General features: G+C 67.9%; 21 protein-coding genes. 7 read left to right on the top strand and 14 right to left on the bottom strand.

Annotated features, from left to right (window positions below):
• Positions 1 to 17: 17 nt before the first annotated feature.
• The 4 genes from ASG37_RS15365 to crtY form a co-directional block, all read right to left on the bottom strand.
• A complete protein-coding gene (locus tag ASG37_RS15365; RefSeq protein ID WP_055762241.1) occupies positions 18 to 944 on the bottom strand; it encodes a phytoene/squalene synthase family protein in 927 nt (308 codons plus the stop codon).
• On the bottom strand, positions 944 to 1,525 hold the full coding sequence (locus ASG37_RS15360) for a TIGR00730 family Rossman fold protein (RefSeq protein ID WP_055762238.1): 582 nt from the start codon (positions 1,523 to 1,525) through the stop codon (positions 944 to 946). Before ASG37_RS15360 ends, ASG37_RS15365 begins: the two co-directional genes overlap by 1 nt.
• Before the next feature lie 157 nt (positions 1,526 to 1,682).
• Positions 1,683 to 3,161, bottom strand: a complete 1,479-nt coding sequence (locus tag ASG37_RS15355) for a phytoene desaturase (RefSeq protein WP_055762235.1) — start codon at positions 3,159 to 3,161, stop codon at positions 1,683 to 1,685.
• 14 nt (positions 3,162 to 3,175) lie between these two features.
• On the bottom strand, positions 3,176 to 4,339 hold the full coding sequence (gene crtY / locus ASG37_RS15350) for a lycopene beta-cyclase CrtY (RefSeq protein ID WP_055762232.1): 1,164 nt from the start codon (positions 4,337 to 4,339) through the stop codon (positions 3,176 to 3,178).
• 210 nt (positions 4,340 to 4,549) lie between these two features.
• Between crtY and ASG37_RS15345 the strand changes: the two genes are divergently transcribed.
• From ASG37_RS15345 to ASG37_RS15335, 3 genes are all read left to right on the top strand, one after another.
• Entirely contained in the window at positions 4,550 to 5,365 is an 816-nt protein-coding gene (locus ASG37_RS15345; RefSeq protein WP_055762229.1) for a sterol desaturase family protein, read from the top strand.
• Entirely contained in the window at positions 5,322 to 5,720 is a 399-nt protein-coding gene (locus ASG37_RS15340) for a DUF2141 domain-containing protein (protein WP_055762225.1), read from the top strand. Before ASG37_RS15345 ends, ASG37_RS15340 begins: the two co-directional genes overlap by 44 nt.
• Positions 5,721 to 5,789: 69 nt before the next feature.
• Positions 5,790 to 6,677: a MipA/OmpV family protein gene (locus ASG37_RS15335; protein WP_055762222.1), complete on the top strand. Its 888-nt coding sequence runs from the start codon at positions 5,790 to 5,792 to the stop codon at positions 6,675 to 6,677.
• A gap of 204 nt (positions 6,678 to 6,881) precedes the next feature.
• Here ASG37_RS15335 and mscL read toward each other — a convergent pair whose 3' ends face one another.
• The gene (mscL, locus tag ASG37_RS15330; protein ID WP_055762495.1) at positions 6,882 to 7,340 is read right to left on the bottom strand and encodes a large conductance mechanosensitive channel protein MscL; all 459 of its coding nucleotides are present in this window, start codon (positions 7,338 to 7,340) and stop codon (positions 6,882 to 6,884) included.
• Between the two features lie 76 nt (positions 7,341 to 7,416).
• On the opposite strand from mscL, the gene ASG37_RS15325 reads away from it, so the two are divergent.
• Genes ASG37_RS15325 through ASG37_RS15310 form a run of 4 tightly spaced genes read left to right on the top strand, consistent with a single transcriptional unit; the run spans position 7,417 to position 10,080 of the window.
• Positions 7,417 to 8,007, top strand: coding sequence for a LemA family protein (locus ASG37_RS15325; protein ID WP_055762219.1), 591 nt, complete (start codon positions 7,417 to 7,419; stop codon positions 8,005 to 8,007).
• A 38-nt stretch (positions 8,008 to 8,045) separates the two neighbouring features.
• The gene (locus ASG37_RS15320) at positions 8,046 to 8,891 is read left to right on the top strand and encodes a TPM domain-containing protein (RefSeq protein ID WP_235525260.1); all 846 of its coding nucleotides are present in this window, start codon (positions 8,046 to 8,048) and stop codon (positions 8,889 to 8,891) included.
• Positions 8,891 to 9,559, top strand: a complete 669-nt coding sequence (locus ASG37_RS15315) for a TPM domain-containing protein (protein ID WP_055762213.1) — start codon at positions 8,891 to 8,893, stop codon at positions 9,557 to 9,559. The genes ASG37_RS15320 and ASG37_RS15315 overlap by 1 nt, the downstream gene beginning before the upstream one ends.
• A gap of 26 nt (positions 9,560 to 9,585) precedes the next feature.
• The gene (locus tag ASG37_RS15310; protein WP_055762493.1) at positions 9,586 to 10,080 is read left to right on the top strand and encodes an NUDIX hydrolase; all 495 of its coding nucleotides are present in this window, start codon (positions 9,586 to 9,588) and stop codon (positions 10,078 to 10,080) included.
• Between the two features lie 259 nt (positions 10,081 to 10,339).
• Here the strand turns inward: ASG37_RS15310 and ASG37_RS15305 are convergent, their stop codons facing one another.
• The 9 genes from ASG37_RS15305 to ASG37_RS15265 all read right to left on the bottom strand — a co-directional run bounded on the left by ASG37_RS15305 (position 10,340) and on the right by ASG37_RS15265 (position 18,604).
• Complete coding sequence (locus ASG37_RS15305; protein WP_055762210.1) at positions 10,340 to 11,107, bottom strand: class I SAM-dependent methyltransferase; 768 nt, start codon at positions 11,105 to 11,107, stop codon at positions 10,340 to 10,342.
• Positions 11,097 to 12,224 (bottom strand): peptide chain release factor 2, encoded by a 1,128-nt coding sequence (gene prfB / locus ASG37_RS15300; protein WP_055762207.1) that lies wholly within the window; start codon positions 12,222 to 12,224, stop codon positions 11,097 to 11,099. Before prfB ends, ASG37_RS15305 begins: the two co-directional genes overlap by 11 nt.
• Before the next feature lie 59 nt (positions 12,225 to 12,283).
• On the bottom strand, positions 12,284 to 14,800 hold the full coding sequence (locus ASG37_RS15295) for a penicillin-binding protein 1A (RefSeq protein ID WP_055762204.1): 2,517 nt from the start codon (positions 14,798 to 14,800) through the stop codon (positions 12,284 to 12,286).
• 64 nt (positions 14,801 to 14,864) lie between these two features.
• A complete protein-coding gene (locus ASG37_RS15290) occupies positions 14,865 to 15,188 on the bottom strand; it encodes a MerR family transcriptional regulator (RefSeq protein WP_056498292.1) in 324 nt (107 codons plus the stop codon).
• A gap of 11 nt (positions 15,189 to 15,199) precedes the next feature.
• Complete coding sequence (locus ASG37_RS15285) at positions 15,200 to 15,496, bottom strand: integration host factor subunit alpha (protein WP_055762201.1); 297 nt, start codon at positions 15,494 to 15,496, stop codon at positions 15,200 to 15,202.
• Between the two features lie 76 nt (positions 15,497 to 15,572).
• Positions 15,573 to 16,535, bottom strand: coding sequence for a beta-ketoacyl-ACP synthase III (locus tag ASG37_RS15280; protein ID WP_055762198.1), 963 nt, complete (start codon positions 16,533 to 16,535; stop codon positions 15,573 to 15,575).
• Positions 16,532 to 17,563 carry a phosphate acyltransferase PlsX gene (gene plsX, locus ASG37_RS15275; protein ID WP_055762195.1) on the bottom strand — a complete coding sequence of 344 codons (1,032 nt, stop codon included), beginning with the start codon at positions 17,561 to 17,563 and terminating at the stop codon, positions 16,532 to 16,534. The genes ASG37_RS15280 and plsX overlap by 4 nt, the downstream gene beginning before the upstream one ends.
• A gap of 27 nt (positions 17,564 to 17,590) precedes the next feature.
• Positions 17,591 to 17,770: a 50S ribosomal protein L32 gene (rpmF, locus tag ASG37_RS15270; protein ID WP_055762192.1), complete on the bottom strand. Its 180-nt coding sequence runs from the start codon at positions 17,768 to 17,770 to the stop codon at positions 17,591 to 17,593.
• Between the two features lie 171 nt (positions 17,771 to 17,941).
• The gene (locus ASG37_RS15265) at positions 17,942 to 18,604 is read right to left on the bottom strand and encodes an MBL fold metallo-hydrolase (protein WP_055762188.1); all 663 of its coding nucleotides are present in this window, start codon (positions 18,602 to 18,604) and stop codon (positions 17,942 to 17,944) included.
• Positions 18,605 to 18,764 lie beyond the last annotated feature (160 nt).

Raw genomic sequence — 18,764 nt, 5'->3', positions numbered from 1 at the left:
GCGAGATGGGACGGAGTTTACCCGCGCGGCCGGGTCCACAGCACGGGATCGCGCGGGGTGTCCTTCGCCGGGCGCCGGCGCGCGGCGACATAGGCTCTGGCGATCGCCACCAGCTTCTCGCCCTTCGACGTCGTCTGGCGCTGGTCCCATGCGCGGGGGCCGGCGGCGGCGACCTTGCGGGCGATGCCGCCGTAGATGTCGGCCGCCGCCAGCACCGCCCAGCCCGAGCGCAGCGGCAGCCGCGCCGCGCCCACGCGCGCGCTGTCCTCATGAAGCGCCGCGCGCGTCGCCATCCGCCGGGCGAGGATCGCGAGCTTCGCGCGGTCGGCCAGCGGGTCGGCCCGATCGATGCCCAGTTCGTCCAGCCAGTCGGCGGGCAGGTAGCAGCGCCCCGCCCCGGCATCCTCGGCGATGTCGCGCGCGATGTTGGCGAGCTGGAACGCCAGCCCCAGGTCGCACGCGCGGTCGAGCGTGTCGTGCTGGTCGGCGGGGACGCCCATCACCACGGCCATCAGCCCGCCGACCGCGCCGGCGACATGATAGCAATATTGGTAGAGATCGGCTTCGCGCACCGGCCGCCACTCGTCGGCGTCGAGCTGGAACCCGTCGATCACATCATGAATGATCGCCTCGGGCAGTCCGACCTCGGCGGCGACGACGCCCAGTGCGTCGAACGCCGGATCACCGGTCGCCTGCCCGGCAAGCGCCTGCGCGGTGCGCGCACGGATCAGGTCGATCCGCGCCTGCGCGTCGCCCACCCGCTGCATGCCGTGGCCCAGATCCTGGCCGTCGGCGAGGTCGTCGCATGCGCGGCACCACGCATAGAGCAGCCATGCGCGTTCGCGGGTTTGCGGGTCGAACAGCTTGCTCGCCGCCGCAAAGCTCTTCGAGCCGCGCGCGATGGTGTCGCGGGCATGCGCGACCAGCGCGGGCCGATCGAGCATCAAAGGTCGGTGGCGGCCATGGTGATGATCGCCCGCACCGGGGTGTGCGCCGCCATCCGGTCGAGCAGCACATCGAGCGTATCGGCGACGATCAATATGTCGCGGTGCATCGGCCGCACGAAGCCGACCTCGGCCATCTTCGCGACGAAGGCGATCAGATGGTCGTAGAAGCCGGCGACGTTGAGCAGCCCGACCGGCTTGGCATGATAGCCGAGTTGCGCCCAGCTCATCGCCTCCCACAGTTCGTCCATCGTGCCGGTGCCGCCGGGGATGGTGACGAAGCCGTCGGCGAGATCGGTGAACGCCTGCTTGCGCTGGTGCATCGTCTCGACGACGTGGAGTTCGCTGAGGCCGCGGTGCGCGGCTTCGGCCTTGACCAGCGCGGTCGGGATCACGCCGATCACCTCGCCACCCGCCTCGATCGCGCCATCGGCGACCGCGCCCATCAACCCGAGTCGCCCGCCGCCATAGACGACGCCGATGCCCCGTTCGGCGAGCGCGCGACCGACGGCGCGGGCGGAATCGATATAGACGGGATCGGCCGGGGTCGCCGACCCGCAATATACGGCAAGACGCTTCATGGGAGGGGCGCTACGCCAAGTGGGGAGCGTGGGCAAGGTGCCGATATAGCCCCTCCCTGACAGGGAGGGGTTGGGGTGGGTCGGTCCATGAGGGAGCGGTACGCCCGCCCCGAACCTACCCACCCCCGACCCCTCCCTTGTCAGGGAGGGGAGCAGTTTACCCCTCGTCGCCCAGCATCAGCCCGGCGGTCGCCTTGGCGCTACCGACGACGCCGGGGATGCCCGCGCCCGGATGGGTGCCGGCACCCACGACGTACAGGTTCGAAATGTCGTCGTCGCGGTTGTGCGCGCGGAAATAGGCGCTCTGCGTCAGGATCGGTTCGAGCGAGAAGGCCGATCCCTGATGGGCATTGAGGTCGCGGGTGAAGTCGCTCGGCATATAGCTGAACTTCGTCACGATCCGCTCGTGGATGTCGGGGATCAGCCGGCGACCGACTTCGTCGAGGATGCGCTTTTCGAGGATCGGGCCGATCTCGTCCCAGTTGACCGGGAACTTGCCGGTGTGCGGCACCGGGCACAGCGCATAGAAGGTCGAATGCCCCTCGGGCGCCATCGACGGATCGGTAACGGTCGGGTGGTGGAGGTAGAGCGAGAAATCTTCCGACAGCACGCCATGGTCGTAGATGTCGGCGAGCAGCCCCTTATAGCGCGGGCCGAACAGGATCATGTGATGCGGGATGCCCGGCCACGTTCCCTTGACCCCGAAATGGACGACGAACAGCGAGGGCGAAAAGCGCTTCTTCTCCAGCTTCTGCGTCGTCCGCTTGGCGCTGCGCGATCCCGACAACAGGTCGCGGTAGCTGTGGACCAGATCGGCGTTGGTCGCGACCATGTCCGCGCCGACCACCACGCCGCCCTGCGTCGTGACGCCGGTCGCGCGGTCGCCGAGCGTGTCGATGCTCTTGACCGGATCACCGAGCATCATCGTGCCGCCCAGCTTTTCGAACAGACGGACCATGCCGGCGACGAGGCGGTTGGTGCCGCCCATCGCGAACCACACGCCGCCGTCACGCTCCAGCTTGTGGATCAGCGCATAGATGCTGCTGGTCTTCATCGGATCGCCGCCGACGAGCAGGGTGTGGAACGACAGCGCCTGGCGCAGCTTCTCGTTTTTCACGAACGACGACACGATCGAATAGACCGATCGCCACGCCTGATATTTCATCAGCGCGGGGGCGGCCTTTATCATCGAGGCGAAGTCGAGGAACGGCACATGGCCGAGCTTCACATAGCCTTCCTCGTACACGCCCGCCGAATAGTCGAGGAACCGGGCATAGCCCGCAATATCGTCGGGGTTTAGCTTGGCGATCTCGGAGCGCAGCAGCGTATCGTCGTTGGTATAGTCGAAATTGGTGCCGTCGGGCCAGTTCAGCCGGTAGAACGGCGAGACGTTGCGCAGCGTCACATCCTCGGCCATGTCGCGCCCGGTCAGGCCCCACAGCTCCTGCAACGCCTCGGGCGCGGTGATGACGGTGGGGCCGGCGTCGAAGACGAAGCCGTCGCGCTCCCAGTAATAGGCGCGGCCGCCCGGCTTGTCGCGCCCTTCGACCAAGGTCGTCTGCACGCCTGCCGATTGCAGGCGGATGGCCAGTGCCAGTCCGCCGAACCCTGCCCCGATGACCGCTGCCGTTCTCACGCCCGTTCGTCCCCTCAACCCGTTCGACCCATCAATGCGGCCACTGCCCGGCCGATCGGCACGGGCGGCTTGCCGATCAGCACCCGCGCCTTGTCGACGATGGTCGATCGCCCGCCATAGAAACGCGCGACCAGCTTCGGGTCCAGCCGGTAGAAGCGTTCGAGCACGCGGTAGCGTTCCTCCGGCTCGGCCGCCTTGAACAACATTGTCGCCAGCATGCGATAGAAGCCGCGCTCGCGCCACAGCCCGGCGGCGACATCGTGCGTCAGCGTGTGGAGCGCGCCGCCCGACCAGTCGCCGCTGTCCGCGACCTTGTGCGCGAGGCGCAGCGCATCGGGCAGCGAATAGCCGGTCAGCGGATGGAACAGCCCGGCGCGCATCCCGCCCTTCGCCACGCGGTTACCGCCCGAGCGCCAGTATTCCTCGAAATCGCCGCCCATCGCGACCGGCAGCACGCCGGTTTCGCTGCGCCCGACGGTCGCGACCGGCCAGCCCTTGGCCTCGGCATAGGCCGAGATACGGCCGGCCAGTGCCTGGGTGTCGAGATCGGGGGTGTCGCTGTAATAGGTATCCTCGATGAACAGCGTCGTCGCATCGAACGGCAGCGTGTAGACGAAGCGGAAACCGTCATGCTGTTCGACCGATCCGTCCATCACGATCGGGCGTTCGACGCCGTGGGGATAGGCGGTGCGGACCTCCATCCCCATGAACTTCTGCCAGCCGAGGTCGAGCAGGCTGGTATCGCCGGGGCCGCGACAGTCGATCACGCCCTGCGCCTCGACCCGGTCGCCGTCGGCCAGCACCACGGCGGTCGGGCTGGCGCCTAGCACGCGCGCGCGGGTCATCAGCGATTCGGGCGGCAGCGCGGCGCGCACCACCTCGTCCAGCCGGTCGGAGGTGATTGAATAATAGGTCGTGTCGATGGTGCGGGCGTGCGCGGGAAAGGCGATGTCATAGGCGCGCCAGCCATAGGTGACGAGCGGCGCGATCAGCGCGCGATAGGGGCCGGGCACGTCGCTGCCGAAGAACGACCAGACATGGTTGCCGCCGAAGGTCGCCGCCCCCTCGATCAGCCGGATGCGCGCATCGGGCCGCCGCTTCGCCGCCGCCAACGCGATCAACGCCCCCGACAGTCCCCCGCCGACGATGGCGAGGTCGCAATGATGGATGGTGGGCATGGCTCCATGCCCTAGGGGAGCGAGCCGACAGTGGCAACGGTCGGTCCCTGCAAACTCCCCTCCCTGACAAGGGAAGGGCTGGGGGTGGGTCGGTTGGTGGCGGGCGCTTGCACTCCCTCTCGGGCCGACCCACCCCCGTCCCCTCCCTTGTCAGGGAGGGGAGGAAAAGGCGCGCTGTCCCCGGCCCGCGAAACCCGCTACAGCGCGCCCATGTCAATCGCGCTGACCGTCCTGCTTTCCGCCGTGGCGATGACGCTGATCGTCGGCGTCCGCTATCTGCTCGCCTCCGCCGGCTTCGCCTTTGCGACGCGGGCGAAGCACCCCGGACTCTACGCCGGGCTGGATGCGCAGATCGCCAAGGAAATCCGCTGGTCGCTGCTCTCGGCGATCCTCTATGGCGTACCCGCCGGGGTCGTCGCCTGGGGATGGCAGCATCGCGGCTGGACGCAGATCTACAGCGACGTCGATGCCATGCCGCTGTGGTATCTGCCGCTGTCGGTGCTGCTCTACCTGTTCGCGCACGATACGTGGTTCTACTGGACGCATCGCTGGATGCACGTCCCCAAATGGTTCCGCATCGCGCATGCGGTCCACCATGCCAGCCGCCCGCCCACCGCATGGGCGGCGATGGCGTTCCATCCCATCGAGGCGCTGACCGGGGCTGTGGTAATTCCGCTACTGGTATTCTGTATTCCGATCCATGTCGGCGCGCTGGGATTGGTGCTGAGCATCATGACGGTTATGGGCGTGACCAACCACATGGGGTGGGAAATCTTTCCCAAATGGATGTGGTCGGGAAAACTGGGCGGATGGCTGATTACCGCCAGCCATCATCAGCGGCATCACGAGAAATACGGGTGTAACTATGGACTTTATTTCCGGTTCTGGGACCGGTTGTGCAAGACCGATGGGGGACTTGGTGACTTCGAGAAAGACCGGGCGCGCGCGGCGCGTCACCGCAATCGCCGCGCTGGGGGGCGCGATGATCCTGAGCCTTACCGGAGCCATGCCGACGGGCACGCTTGACGTCCGCCTGACCGACCTGCGTTCGACCAAGGGCGTCATCCGCCTGTGCCTGACCGCCGAGCCGGAGAATTTCCCCGGCTGCACCGACGACAAGAACGCGGTGACGCGCAGCTTTCCGGCGGGCGATCGCGGCGTGCGCATCGCCGGGCTGGGGCGCGGCGATTATGCCGTGTCGGTGATCCACGACGAGAACAACAACAAGAAGCTCGACACCTTTGCCGGTATCCCGCGCGAAGGCTTTGGTTTCTCGCGCAATCCGGCGATCGGGTTCGGTCCGCCGCGGTTCAGTGCAGCCGAATTCCCGATCGCGGGTGATGCAACCGTGCAACAGGTTCGGATTCGCTACCTGCTCTAGTCGATCGCGATGGACCGAAGGGGAAGCGACAGCGTTACGCTGTTGCAACAATTCCTCGGAGCCACGCCCTTGCGCGCCATTCTCGCCGCCGTTCTGACCGCCGCCACCCTTGCCGCCACCCCCGCGCTGGCGCAGGACGCGGCGGTCGCGCCGTCGCCCCCGCCCGAACCGTCCGCCGCGACCATGGCGAACACCGACACCGGCGCCGACTTCTATGTCGTGGGCCTCGGCGCCGCGATCCTGCCCGATTACGAAGGGTCGGACGATTATTCGTTCAGCCCGGTGCCCGCCGCTACCGGTCGCGTCTCGGGCTTCAACTTCCTGCTTGCCGGCAACCGGCTGAGCGTCGACCTGATCCCCGACGGCATTGGTCCCACGTGGGATTTCCAGGCGGGGCCGATCGCGGTCGTGAACCTCAACCGCAATTCGACCAAGGGCATCGACGATGCCCAGGTCCGCGCGCTGGGCAAGGTCGACACCGCGATCGAGCTGGGCGGCTATGTCGGCATCGGCAAGACCGGTGTCCTCACGTCGCAGTTCGACCGGCTGTCGGCATCGATCAGCTATCGCAAGGATGTGGCGGGCGGCCACAAGTCGACCGTGCTCGCCCCGACGGTCAATTATGTCACCCCGCTGAGCACCAAGATGGTCGCCGGCCTGTTCGTATCGGGCGAGCGCGTGGGCGAGGGCTATGCCGACAGCTATTTCTCGATCACGCCCGGCCAGTCGCTCGCCAGCGGGCTGCCGGTCTATAACGCGCGGGCCGGGTGGAAGAACTGGACGCTGGGCAGCCTCGTCGGCCGCTCGCTGACCGGCGATCTGCGCTCGGGGCTGCAGGTGTTCGGCACGGTCGTCTATCGCCGGATGCTGAACGACTTCGCCGACAGCCCGATCGTGTCGCGCAACGGATCGGCCGACCAGTGGCTGGGCGCGGTAGGACTGGCGTACAGCTTCTAGGCCGGACGCGACATTCCCCCGGAACCTGCCCCCCTCCCTGACAAGGGAGGGGTTGGGGGTGGGTTGGCCGGTTGTGGGGCGCTTACGGTTCCTCGCGGGCCGACCCACCCCCGGCCCCTCCCTGTCAGGGAGGGGAGCCGCCAAGCGCTGCCGTCTGGGTGAATGACGTTGCCGGTTCCCCGGCCCCGTGGGTAAGCCGCGCCTTTACTTCCGCGCCGCGCGCAGTTCGTCGCGGATCTCGCGCAGCAGCGCCACGTCGGCCGGATCGGCGGCGGGCGGGGCCTCGCCGTTCTTCTGCTCTTCCTGAACCACCGCGATCGCGCGGTTCACGAACTTCACCAGCAGGAACACGATGAAGGCGAGGATGACGAAGTTGATGACGACGCTGATGAACTCGCCATAGCCGAACAGCGGCACGCCGGCGGCCTTCAGCGCCTTGTAATCGGTCGGCGATCCGGCGAAGCCCGCCGGGATCGGCCCCAACTGCAAGAAATAGCTCGAGAAATCGAATCCGCCGAAGATATAGCCGATCACCGGCATGATGATGTCGTCGGTCAGCGACTTGGTGATAGTGCCGAACGCCGCGCCGATGATGACCCCGACCGCGAGATCGAGCACGTTGCCGCGTGCGACGAAAGTGCGGAACTCGTTCATGATCGCCATGTTGCCCTCCATGCCAGCTTGAGGGTGCCTTAATGGTGCGATACGGTGGCGGGAAGCAAGACAGGGATCGAGGCGAATGCGGATACGGGCGGCGATCGTGATGGCGGCGGCAGTGCCGCTGGCGGCGTGTGGCGTGAACAGCGTGCCGACCGCCGAGGAAAACGTGAACGCCAAATGGGGCGAGGTGCAGAACCAGTATCAGCGCCGCGCCGACCTGATCCCCAATCTGGTCGCGACGGTGAAGGGCTTCGCCGGGCAGGAAGAGCGGGTGCTGACCCAGGTGACGCAGGCGCGCGCGCAGGCGACGTCGATCAACGTGACGACCAACGACCTGTCGGACCCGGAGACGTTCCAGCGGTTTCAAGGCGCGCAGAACCAGTTGACGCAGGCGCTGGGCCAGCTCCGCACCGTCGTCGAGGCGTATCCGCAGCTTACCTCCAACCAGAATTTCCTGAACCTGCAATCGCAGTTGGAGGGGACCGAGAACCGCATCACGATCGCACGGCGTGATTACAACGAGGCGGTGCAGGCGTATAACACCCGGATCCGCACCTTCCCCGACGCGATCGGCGCAAAGGTGTTCTATGGTGCCAAGCCCAAGCAGAGCTTCCAGGCGCAAGGTGGCGCGGAGGTCGCGCCGCAGGTGAATTTCGGGAATTCCAACTGATCGCGGCGCTGCGCCTCGGGCGGCTGTGGCTGGCGCTCGTGCTGCTGGGGCTGGCGGCAGGCGCGCAGGCGCAGACGTTTCCCAAGTTCACCGGGCTGGTGGTCGACGACGCGGGCGTCCTGCCGGCGGAGACGCGCGCCGCGCTGACGACGAAGCTGGAGGCGTTGCAGCGCGATACCAAGCGGCAACTGGTCGTCGCGACGATCGCCGATACGCAGGGGTTTCCGCTCGACGAGTACGGCTACAAGCTGGGACGGGCGTGGGGCATCGGGCTGAAGAATGCCGACAATGGCGCGATCCTGTTCATCGCGCCCAATAATCCGGCCGGGCAGCGAGGGCCCCGGCTGGAGGTCGGCTATGGCCTTGAGCCGGTGCTGACCGATGCGGTGTCGGCGACGATCGTGCGCACGCTGATGGTGCCGCGATTGCGCGCCGGCGATATTCCCGGCGCGATGACGGCGGGTACCGACGCGGTGGTCGCGCAACTGCGCGCGGCACCGGAGGAAGCGCAGGCCAAGGTCGATGCCGCGATCAAGGAGTTCGACCGGGCGCAGCCGCGCGCGCGATCGTCGGGCGGCGGGGTTCCGGTGGTGGCGATCGTCGTGATCCTGATCTTCGTGGTGATGCTGATCGCGCTGTCGGCCGGACGGAAGCGGCGCGTCGGACCATGGGGCCGCGCGCACAAGCGTAGCGACAGCGGGATCGGGCCGGTCATCCTGTGGTCGATCGCCGACGAGATCGCGCGCAGCGCCTCGCGCGGCAGCGGCGGCTGGAGTGGCGGCGGTGGCAGATCGTCGGGCGGTGGCGGCGGCTGGGGCGGTGGCGGGTTCACCGGCGGCGGCGGCGGATCGTTCGGCGGCGGCGGCGCGTCGGGGGACTGGTGATGCGGCTGAACGCACAGGATCATGCCGCGATCAGCGCGGCGGTGGCGGCGGCCGAAGCGGCCACGGCGGGCGAGATCGTGGTCGTCACCGCGCGGACGTCGGACGCCTATCACGACGTCGGGCTGCATATGGCGGTGCTGGCGATGCTGCTGGTTATCGCCGCGACGGCGGTGTGGCCGGGGTGGCTGTATGGCATCCATGGCTGGATCGAACCATGGGGCGAGGCGCCGACGCCCGCCTTCCTGCTGGGCGTGGTCGCATGGGTGCAGGGCGCGGTGTTCCTGATCGTGCGCTATGCCTGTGCTTGGCAGCCGTTGCGGATGGCGCTGACCCCGCGTTCCACCAAGGCGCGGCGGGTCCACCGACAGGCGTTGACGCTGTTCCGCGCGGCGGCCGAGAAGCGCACCGTCGCCGCGACCGGCGTGCTGCTGTACCTGTCGATGGCCGAGCATCGTGCCGAGCTGATCGCCGATGCGTCGATCCACGACCGGGTCGCGCCCGAGGTGTGGGGCGATGCGCTGGCGGCGCTGCTGGCGGCGGTGAAGGACGGGCAGCCGGGCGACGGCATCGTCGCGGCGGTGGGCGCGATCGGCGTGGTACTGGCCGAACATTTTCCCAAGGGAGCGGATGACGTGAACGAACTGCCGGACCGAGTGATCGAATTGTGATCGACGCCGATGCCCCCGAAGAGGTGATGTGGGCCGGGCGGTTCATCACCGCCAAGAAACGTGGCCGCTGGGAATATGTCGGCCGGGCCAATGGGATCGGCGCGGCGGTGATCGTCGCGATCGACCAGGGCCATGTCCTGCTGGTCGAGCAATATCGCGTGCCGCTGGGACGGGCGTGTATCGAACTGCCCGCCGGGCTGGTCGGCGACGACATGGCGGGCGAGGCGGCGGCGGTGGCGGCGACGCGCGAGCTGGAGGAGGAAACCGGGTTTCGCGCCGGCACGATGGTGTCGCTCGGCGAATATCATTCGTCGCCGGGGATGGTGTCGGAAAGCTTCACCCTGTTCCGCGCGGGCGAACTGGTCCGCGTCGCCGAGGGTGGCGGGGTGGAGGGGGAGGATATTCTCGTCCACCGGGTCGCGCTGGATGGGTTGCCGGCGTTCGTTTCGGAGCAGCGGGCGGCGGGGAAGGCGATCGATGTGAAGTTGTTGCTGCTGCTTTCGCCATGGTTGCTGGGGTAGCAGAAGCAGGTGGTTCACGCGGAGGCGCGAAGGCGCGGAGTGAAGTAGAAGAGATTTTCGCGCAGAGGCGCAGAGGCGCGGAGAGTTGTGCGTGAGACAACGGTTGCGCGTCCGGCGCAGCCTTTCGCTTGTGACAGGGTGAAATGGAGAGCCGCTGTCGCGGCGAATACAACCCCTCTCTGCGCCTCCGCGCCTCTGCGCGAACAACCCTTCTTCTTCGCGCCCTTCGCGCCTTCGCGTGAATCAATCCTGCCGAACGTCAGCCGCGATGATTGCCGCTTGGCGAAGGCGTGGGCGTTGGTCCGGGCAGGCGGCAGGGCTTGATGTCCTCGGGGCGAGGACGCGCACCCTCGGGCGTGAACATCGCGATATAGCCGCCGGCCGAGGGCATGCGTTGCAGCGCGACCTGGCGGTAGCCGACCGCCGCGAATTCGCAGCGCAGCAGCGCGGGCGGGGTGCCGTGGTTCTGGGTACGGCGTTCGGCGTCGACCACCACCACTCGTCCGCCGGCGCGCAGCGACGGGCGCAGGTTCCACAGGAACGCATAAGGCTCGGCGATCTCGTGGTACATATGCACCATCAGCACCCGGTCGAAGCTGTTTTCGGGCAGCTTCGCATCGTCCGGCTCGCCCAGCCGCACGCTGACGTTGTCGAGCCGTTCGCGCGCCACGCGCGTCGCCAGCGCGTCGCGGATTTCGGGGATGATGTCCTCGGCCAGCACCCGCCCGTCCGGCCCCACGCGCTGGGCAAGGCGGATGGTGTAATAGCCCTCGCCCGCGCCGATGTCGGCGACGGTCATGCCCGACGCGATGCCGGCGAGGTTCATCACCGCCTCGGCCTCGTTCAGCCGGTCGCGCGCTTCCTCGGTCGACCAGCGCGCCGACACGATCGTCGCGACCGGGCGATCGGCCCGGGGAAAGTCGGGCTTGTCCTCCTCATGCTGCGCATTGGCGGGGCGCGGCTGCGTCGCGTCGCAGCCGGCCAGCAACAGCACGGGGAGGAGCAGCCAGCGCATCTCAGTCGACATCCTCGACTTCCACCGCCTCACCGGTCACGCGCTGCGACAGGGCGGCGGCCATGAACGGATCGAGCGCGCCGTCCAATACGTCGCCCGGCGCAGTCGAGACGACGCCGGTGCGCAGGTCCTTCACCATCTGATAGGGTTGCAGGACGTACGACCGGATCTGGTGGCCCCAGCCGATGTCGGTCTTGGTCGCGTTCTCGGCATTGGCCTCCGCCTCGCGGATCGCCAGTTCGCGCTCGTACAGGCGGGCGCGGAGCTGGTTATACGCTTCGGCCTTGTTCTTGTGCTGCGAGCGCTGATTCTGGCACTGCACGACGATGCCCGTCGGGATATGGGTGATGCGCACCGCCGAATCGGTGGTGTTGATGTGCTGGCCCCCCGCCCCCGACGCGCGATAGGTGTCGATGCGCAGGTCGCTTTCGTTATATTCGACCTCGATATTGTCGTCGATCACCGGATAGACCCAGACGGAAGCGAACGAGGTGTGCCGCCGTGCCGCGCTGTCGTACGGGCTGATGCGGACGAGGCGATGGACCCCGCCCTCGGTCTTGGCGAAGCCGTACGCATTCTCGCCCTTGATGAGCAAGGTCGCCGACTTGATGCCCGCCTGTTCGCCCGAATGCTGGTCGACCAGTTCGACCTTCAGCCCACGGCGTTCGGCCCAGCGGGTGTACATGCGGCTGAGCATGCCGGCCCAGTCCTGGCTCTCGGTCCCGCCGGCGCCGGCGTTGATCTCGATATAGGTGTCGTTGCCGTCGGCCTCGCCCGAGAGCAGCGCCTGCACCTTGTCGTGATCCGCGCGCCGGGCGAGGTCGGCGAGATTCGCGACGCCCTCCTCGGCCATCTCGGTATCGCCTTCCTCGTCGGCCATCTCGATCAGCTCGACGGTGTCGGCCAGATCGCGTTCGATGGTGCGGGTGGCGGTGATCGCCTCGTCCAGCCGGCGGCGTTCGCGCATCACGTCCTGCGCGGCCTTGGGATCGTTCCACAGGGCCTGATCCTCGACACGCGCATTCAGCTCGTCCAGCCGGCGCAGCGCGCGGTCCCAGTCGAGGAAGCGGCGCAGCAGCGAGAGCGCATCGTTGATCTTGTCTACATGGGCTTGCGCTTCGGCGCGCATGGGAAAAACTCCGGGAAAAAACGTCAGGAACGGGGGATGCCGCCGATATGGGGGCGGCGCTAGTAGATTCCCCCTTCGCGTTGCAAGAAGTCGCTATCGCGCGGGGCGGCGGCCTCGCGGCGCTGCACCGCGCGCGCGGGATCGCGGGTGACGGGGGCGCGCGCCTCGCCCAGCCGGCCGGTGGCGCGACGCGCCTCGGTCTCGGGCTTGAACGCTTCCCAGATGACCCCGGCCTTGGGATCGGTGCCGGGCCATGCGCCATAGACCGGGCGGCCGCTGCCGCGATCGATGCGGACCATGCGGATGCCGGCGGGCGCGCGGAACGGCAGCACCTCGACATCCTTGTACGCTTTCGTCGCGAACGCCTTGTAGATCGGCGCGGCGATCGTGCCGCCCTGCGCATAGCCGCCCAGATTACGTGGCGTGTCATAGCCGAGATACAGGCCGGCGATCATCTGCGGCGTGCCGCCGACGAACCACACGTCGGTGGGGCCGGTCGACGTGCCGGTCTTGCCCATGATCGGCCGGTTCAGGTCGCGCAGCGTGGTGGCGGTGCCGCGCTGGATGACGCCTTCCATGATATGGACCATCTGATACGCGCTCATCGCGTCCATCACCTGCCGCGCCCGGATCTGCGGGCGGGGCATCGCCTTGCCGTTCCAGTCGGGGGCGTTGCAGCCGTCGCAGCCGCGCCAGTTTTCGGGCAGGATCACCTTGCCGCGCCGGTCCTGCACGTAATCGATGACCGTGGGTTTCAGCTCGCGGCCCTGATTGGCGAGGATCGAGTACGCGTTGACCATGCGCAGCACCGTCGTCTCGCCCGCGCCCAGCGCATAGGAGAGATAGGGCGGGAACCGGTCGTCGCTGACGCCGACGCGCTGGATCAGCGAATTGACCTTTTCCATGCCGGTCTGCGCGGCGGCGCGCACCGTCATCAGGTTGCGCGACTGTTCGACGCCCCAGCGCATCGTGTGCGGCCCGGAGCCACCGCCACCGAAGTTGCGGAAGCATTTGGTGCCGAGCCGCCCGCCCTGATTCACGCAGAACGGCCCGTCGACGATGATCGACGCCGGGGTCATCCCCGCTTCCAGCGCGGCGGCATAGACGATCGGCTTGATCGTCGAGCCCGGCTGGCGCATCGCCTGCGTCGCGCGGTTGAAGTCGCTCAGGCGGTAATCGAACCCGCCCTGCATCGCCAGCACGCGGCCGGTGCGCGGGTCCTCGACCACCATGCCGCCCGACACGCGCGGCACCGAGCGCAGCGCCCAGTCGCCACCCGAGGGCGCGACCGCGAGAATATCGCCCGGTTCGATCGCGGCGAAGGCGGTGCCGCCCAGCCCCCGCACCGGCATGGTCGCCGCCCAGCGTGGCAGCGTGCCCGTCCGTCCATCGGCAAACCCGATCTGCGCCGAGGCATCGGACTTGGCGATGACGATCGCCGCGCGCCAGTCTTGGTAATCGAGGCCGATGTTGGTGCCGATCAGCGCCTGCTGCCAGTTGCCGTCCTCGATTTTCGTGCGCGGCTTGTTGAGCGGGCCGGACCAGCCGCGCCCCGAATCATAGCGGATGAGGCCAGCGCGCAGCGCGTCCTGCGCATCGCCCTGGATCGCCGGGTCGAGCGAGGTGCGCACCCACAGGCCACCGGCATAGACGCTGTAGGGGCCATCGGTTTCCTTCTCGCCGAAGCGGTCGAGCAACTGGCGGCGGACTTCCTCGATGAAATAGCCGCCGGCCAGTTCCTGTCGCGGCGTCTGGCGCGGGATCGCGCCCAGCGGTTGCGTGACCGCCTCGGCGCGCTGGGCGGGGGTAATGAAGCCGTTGCGCTCCATTTCGCCCAGCACCCAGTTGCGCCGGCCGATCGCACGGTCGTAGCCGCGTTCGGGCGTGTAGTTCGACGGACCCTTGGGCAGAATCGCCAGATAGGCCATTTGCGGCAGCGTCAGCTCGCGCAGTTCCTTGCCGAAATAGGCATGGGCGGCGGCCTCGACGCCGAAGGCGTTCCGGCCGAGCGCGATCTGGTTGAGATAGAGTTCGAGGATCTGCTGCTTGGTCAGCGCATCCTCGATCCGGTAGGCGAGCAGCGCTTCCTTCGCCTTGCGGACATAGCTCACCTCGTTGGTGAGCAGCAGGTTCTTGGCGACCTGTTGCGTGATCGTCGAGGCGCCGACCGGGCGGCGGTCGCTGCGCAAATTGGTCAGGATCGCGCCGGCGATGCCGGGATAGTCGACGCCGTGATGCTCGAAGAAGGTCCGGTCCTCGGCAGCGAGGAACGCGCGGACCAGCAGCGGCGGATATTCGGCATAGGACAATTGAACGCGGCGTTCGCGGGCGTAGCTGTGGACCGGCGTCCCGTCGATCCCGCGCACATTGGTCGGCAGCGGCGGTTCATAGGCGCGCAGCGAATCGACCGACGGCAGCGTCCGCCACAGCAGCAGCCAGATGAGGAACACGCCGATCCCGGCGAGCAGCGCGGCGATCGCCGGGATACGGAACCACCAGCGTCGCTGGATACGCGCGAACCGTGTCCGCCAGGAAACAGCGGGGCGGGGATCGGTCTCGGAAGGGGATACGCTCATCGCCCGCGCGGTGTAGCAGGTTTGGTCGCGCAGGAAAGCACGGGGTTATGCGGGCGGGCGGCGCCTATCCCGCTTCGGCCAGCGCGTCGCTCAGCAGGCGGCGCACCGCGTGCAGTTCGTCGATGCGCGAGGGGACCGGCGGTTCGGCCTCGCGGGTCAGCAGCGCCTGCACGCCGCGCACGGTATAGCCGTCCTGCCCCAGCAGCGTGTGGATGCGGCGCAGCAGGTCGACATCGGCCGGGGCGTAATAGCGGCGGTCGCCGGCGCGCGTGACCGGCTTGACCTGCGGGAAACGGCTTTCCCAATAGCGGAGGCGATGCTGGGGCACGCCCAGTTCGCGCGCGACCTCGCCGATGGTGCGATAGGCGGTGGCGGATTTATCGGCCACGCGGGACTGGATCAGTCGGCGACGATGCGGTCGCGCATCATCTGGCTGGCGCGGAAGGTGAGTACGCGGCGCGGCGCGATCGGCACCTCGACGCCGGTCTTGGGGTTGCGGCCGACCCGTTCGCCCTTGTCGCGCAGCACGAAGCTGCCGAAGCCGGAAATCTTGACGTTCTCGCCCTTGGCCAGCGCTTCGCACAAATGGGTGAGGATCTGTTCGACCACACGCGACGAATCGGCGCGCGACAATCCGATCTCGCGATGCATCTCTTCGGCGAGGTCGGCGCGGGTCAGCGTGCCAGCGGTGGTCATGATCGTCTCCTGCTTAAAGCCAGCGTACCGGCTAGCACGACGTATACGAAGATTCAAAAATCCAAAAGGATGAGCGTTACCAACGCACTACCGCCGCGCCCCACGTAAAGCCGCCGCCCATCGCCTCCAGCACGATCAGGTCGCCGGCCTTGATCCGGCCGTCGCGCACCGCCGTGTCGAGCGCCAGCGGCACCGACGCGGCGGAGGTATTGGCGTGCCGGTCGACGGTGACGACGACCTTGGCCGGCGGAAGGCCGAGCTTGCGCGCGGTCGCGTCGAGGATGCGGGCATTGGCCTGATGCGGCACGACCCAGTCGACGTCGTCGGAGGTGAGGCCGGCGAGTTCGAGCGATTCGCCCATGACGGCGGCGAGGTTCACCACGGCGTGGCGGAACACTTCCTTACCCTTCATCCGCAGCTTTCCGACGGTGCCGGTGGTCGAGGGGCCACCGTCGACATAGAGCAGGCCGTTGTGGCGGCCATCTGCGTGAAGCCGGGTCGACAGGATGCCGCGACCGTCGCCGGACTCGTCGGCCTCCAGCACGATCGCGCCCGCGCCGTCGCCGAACAGGACGCAGGTGGTGCGATCCTCCCAGTCGAGGATGCGGCTGAACGTCTCCGCGCCGATCACCAGCGCGCGGCGATGGACCCCGGCGCGCAGCATCGCATCGGCGACCTGCACCGCATAGAGGAAGCCCGAACACACCGCCGCCACGTCGAACGCGACGCAATCGTCGATGCCGAGCATCGCCTGCACCTTGGTCGCGGTCGCCGGAAACGTCTGGTCAGGGGTGGCGGTGGCCAGCACGATCAGGTCGATCTGTGCCGCATCGATCCCGGCGGCGGCAATCGCGGCGCGCGCGGCATCGGCGGCGAGCGTCGCGGTCGTTTCGTGATCGCCGGCGATATGGCGGAAGCGGATGCCGGTACGCTCGACGATCCATTCGTCGGAGGTATCGACCCGCTCGGCCAGTTCGGCATTCGACACCCGCCGTTCGGGCAGCGCCGATCCGGTGCCGGTGATCCGCGCGCGGATCATGCCGCCTGCGCCTCGATACCGGCGAGATCGCTGGCGATCCGGCGGGTCAGGTCGTCGCGCACCATCTTCGACGCCACCTGGATCGCGTTCGCGATGCCGGCGGCATTGGCGCTGCCATGGCTTTTGACCACCAGCCCGTTGAGGCCGAGAAAGACCGCGCCATTATGGTTGTTGGGGTCGAGGTGATGGCGCAGCAACTCGGTCGCCGGGCGCGAGATCAGGAAGCCGATCTTGGAGCGGACCGACGAACGGAACGCCCGCTTGAGCAGGTCGGCGACGAATCGCGCGGTGCCCTCGGCGGTCTTGAGGGCGATATTGCCCGAAAAACCGTCGCAGACGACCACGTCGACCTGGCCGCGCGACAGGCGGTCGCCCTCGATATAACCGGCAAAGGTCATCGGCAGATGCGGGGAGGCGCGCAGCGTCGCCGCCGCTTCGCGCACGCTGTCGATGCCTTTCAGCTCCTCGGTCCCGATGTTGAGCAACGCGACGCGGGGGGATTCGAGGTCGAGCGCGGTGCGGGCATAGGCCGCGCCCATCACCGCGAACTGGACGAGGTTGCGCGCGTCGCACTCGGCATTGGCGCCGAGGTCGAGCATGACGAGATCATTGTCGCCGAGGCTGGGAAGCAGCGCGGCGAGCGCGGGCCGGTCGATGCCCGGCATGGTGCGCAGCGCGAGCTTGGCCATCGCCATCAACGCGCCGGTGTTCCCGGCGGAGACGGCGGCGGTGGCGCGGCCCGCCTTCACCAGACCGATGGCGATGCCCATCGACGTCGTCTTGGCGCGGCGAATCGCCTGGCTGGGCTTGTCCGACGGTCCGACGACTTCGGGCGCGTGGACGATTTCGGCCGCGGCGGAAAGATTGGGGTGCGAATCGAGCCCGGCGCGAATCGCCGCCTCGTCGCCCACCAGCAGGAAGCGCATGTCCGGCTGCTGCCGTCGCGCATGCGCGACGCCCGCCAACATGGTGGCGAGCCCTCCGTCACCGCCCATCGCATCGATGGCGATCCAGGACCCGTCGGCCATGCGTTCTTCCCTGTCCGGTACGGTAGCTTACGCTTCGACCGAGACGACTTCGCGACCGTTGTAATGGCCGCAGGCGTTGCACAGGTTGTGCGGACGCTTCAGTTCGCCGCAGTTCGGGCATTCCTGGAACGACTCGACGCTCAGCGAATCGTGGCTGCGACGCATACCGCGCTTGGAGGGCGAGGTCTTTCTCTTGGGAACTGCCATTTCGGCACCTTTATGACTTATGGATCGGGCGGTTTCACCACCAACTGTCAACGCGGCCCAGGCAAGCGCCGGACCGAATTCAGGACCGACGACCCGCCGGACCGGCAGGCAGGCTGGTCGCGAAGCGAGCCGCGCCTATAGCGTTTCTGGCAAAGGTTGCAAGGGCAAGGGTTAGCGCGTGGCCAGTACCTTGTCACCGACAAACGGATTCGTCCGGCGTTCATGGCCGAAGGTGCTGCCCGGACCATGGCCGGGGACGAAGGCGGTGTCGTCGCCCAGCGGCCACAGCTTGGTCACGACCGAGGTCAGCAGCGCATGATGGTCCGACAGCGGAAAGTCGGTGCGGCCGACCGATCCCTGGAACAGCACGTCGCCGACCAGCGCGAACTTCGTGTCGGCATGGTGGAAGATGATATGGCCGGGGGTGTGGCCCGGCGTCTCGTACACCGCGAAGCGCGCCTCGCCGACCGTCACGATGTCGCCCTCGCCCAGCCAGCGATCGGGTTCGAACGGCACGCCGGGCATGCCCCAGTTGCGTCCGTCCTCGTCCAGCCGCGCGATCCAGAAACGGTCCGCCTCGTGCGGCCCCTCGATCGGCACGCCCAGTTGCTCGGCCAGCGGCTTGGCCTCGCCGCAATGGTCGATATGGCCGTGGGTCAGCAGGATCTTCTCGATCGTCACGCCGTGCTGTTCGGCGGCCCTGAGCAGCTTGGGCAGGTCGCCGCCGGGATCGACGAACGCGCCGCGCATCGTCTTCGTACACCAGATCAGGGTACAATTCTGTTGCAGCGGCGTCACCGGCACGATCGCCGCACGGATGGGGGATGGGGTCATGACCGACCCCTAGAGCGGGTTGTGACCACAGGGAAGCATCGTGATTGCCCTGTCGTGTTCGTCCGGCAAGGAGCGTGGTGCAGCAGGTAGCGGCGCTACCTGCCAGCCTCGCGGCCGGGCCCCCGCAAAGTAGTACTTTGCGGGGCACCCCGACGCCGCC

The organism is Sphingomonas sp. Leaf407, assembly GCF_001425385.1.
Taxonomy (GTDB): Bacteria; Pseudomonadota; Alphaproteobacteria; order Sphingomonadales; family Sphingomonadaceae; genus Sphingomonas.
The sequence above is the reverse complement of the archived record's forward strand: the minus strand, read 5'-3'. Positions and strand labels throughout refer to the sequence as shown.

Excerpts from the sequence above, each read along its gene's own strand:
- crtY (WP_055762232.1), bottom strand. The coding sequence starts at position 4,339 with ATGCCCACCATCCATCATTGCGACCTCGCCATCGTCGGCGGGGGACTG.
- ASG37_RS15280 (WP_055762198.1), bottom strand. The coding sequence starts at position 16,535 with ATGATCCGCGCGCGGATCACCGGCACCGGATCGGCGCTGCCCGAACGG.
- ASG37_RS15360 (WP_055762238.1), bottom strand. The coding sequence starts at position 1,525 with ATGAAGCGTCTTGCCGTATATTGCGGGTCGGCGACCCCGGCCGATCCC.
- ASG37_RS15345 (WP_055762229.1), top strand. The coding sequence starts at position 4,550 with ATGTCAATCGCGCTGACCGTCCTGCTTTCCGCCGTGGCGATGACGCTG.
- ASG37_RS15295 (WP_055762204.1), bottom strand. The coding sequence starts at position 14,800 with ATGAGCGTATCCCCTTCCGAGACCGATCCCCGCCCCGCTGTTTCCTGG.
- ASG37_RS15310 (WP_055762493.1), top strand. The coding sequence starts at position 9,586 with ATGTGGGCCGGGCGGTTCATCACCGCCAAGAAACGTGGCCGCTGGGAA.
- rpmF (WP_055762192.1), bottom strand. The coding sequence starts at position 17,770 with ATGGCAGTTCCCAAGAGAAAGACCTCGCCCTCCAAGCGCGGTATGCGT.
- ASG37_RS15305 (WP_055762210.1), bottom strand. The coding sequence starts at position 11,107 with ATGTCGACTGAGATGCGCTGGCTGCTCCTCCCCGTGCTGTTGCTGGCC.
- ASG37_RS15365 (WP_055762241.1), bottom strand. The coding sequence starts at position 944 with ATGCTCGATCGGCCCGCGCTGGTCGCGCATGCCCGCGACACCATCGCG.
- ASG37_RS15265 (WP_055762188.1), bottom strand. The coding sequence starts at position 18,604 with ATGACCCCATCCCCCATCCGTGCGGCGATCGTGCCGGTGACGCCGCTG.
- ASG37_RS15285 (WP_055762201.1), bottom strand. The coding sequence starts at position 15,496 with ATGACCACCGCTGGCACGCTGACCCGCGCCGACCTCGCCGAAGAGATG.
- plsX (WP_055762195.1), bottom strand. The coding sequence starts at position 17,563 with ATGGCCGACGGGTCCTGGATCGCCATCGATGCGATGGGCGGTGACGGA.
- mscL (WP_055762495.1), bottom strand. The coding sequence starts at position 7,340 with ATGGCGATCATGAACGAGTTCCGCACTTTCGTCGCACGCGGCAACGTG.
- ASG37_RS15340 (WP_055762225.1), top strand. The coding sequence starts at position 5,322 with ATGATCCTGAGCCTTACCGGAGCCATGCCGACGGGCACGCTTGACGTC.
- ASG37_RS15315 (WP_055762213.1), top strand. The coding sequence starts at position 8,891 with ATGCGGCTGAACGCACAGGATCATGCCGCGATCAGCGCGGCGGTGGCG.
- ASG37_RS15325 (WP_055762219.1), top strand. The coding sequence starts at position 7,417 with ATGCGGATACGGGCGGCGATCGTGATGGCGGCGGCAGTGCCGCTGGCG.
- prfB (WP_055762207.1), bottom strand. The coding sequence starts at position 12,224 with ATGCGCGCCGAAGCGCAAGCCCATGTAGACAAGATCAACGATGCGCTC.